At 64.8% G+C, this 457-nt stretch carries 1 protein-coding gene; it reads right to left on the reverse strand.

From position 1 onward, the window contains the following. Positions 1-412: multiprotein bridging factor aMBF1 (locus tag DEQ92_RS22595; protein ID WP_115821809.1), on the reverse strand; the 412-nt coding region annotated here is incomplete at its 3' end. Positions 413-457: the final 45 nt, after the last annotated feature.

Consider the following 457-nt stretch of genomic DNA (forward strand, 5'->3'; position numbering starts at 1 on the left):
CGGAGGGGAGAATGTCGCCGCGTTCGAGTTTGCGGATGAGGCTCGCCTTCTCGTTGAGCGACTGCGCGAGGTCTTCCTGACTCAGTCCGCGGTCTTCGCGCGCCTCGCGGATCCGGCGGTCGTAGTCCGAAGCGATCTCGTCCATATCGTCGAACATATCGCGTCGCCGTCGGCTGGAGCCGCCGGACGACCCGCCGCCGGCAGACGAGGACGTGCTCGACGCGCTGGAGGACCCCGACGACTCGCCTGAGGAACTCGACGTCGAGTACTTCGTCGACTGAGAGGAACTCGACTCAGTGCGGACCTCGGTGCCGAACTCCTTGCAGTCGTCGCACAGTTCGAGTTCGGCCCCTTCGACCTTGACCGTCGTCAGGGACGGCCGTTCCTTGCCGCACATCTCGCACTGGGGCATATACTCCGTCGTAGTCGAGGGGGCGATATAAAGGACACGCCGGCC

It is taken from the genome of Haloferax sp. Atlit-6N (assembly GCF_003383195.1).
In the GTDB taxonomy this organism is placed as follows: domain Archaea; phylum Halobacteriota; class Halobacteria; order Halobacteriales; family Haloferacaceae; genus Haloferax; species Haloferax gibbonsii.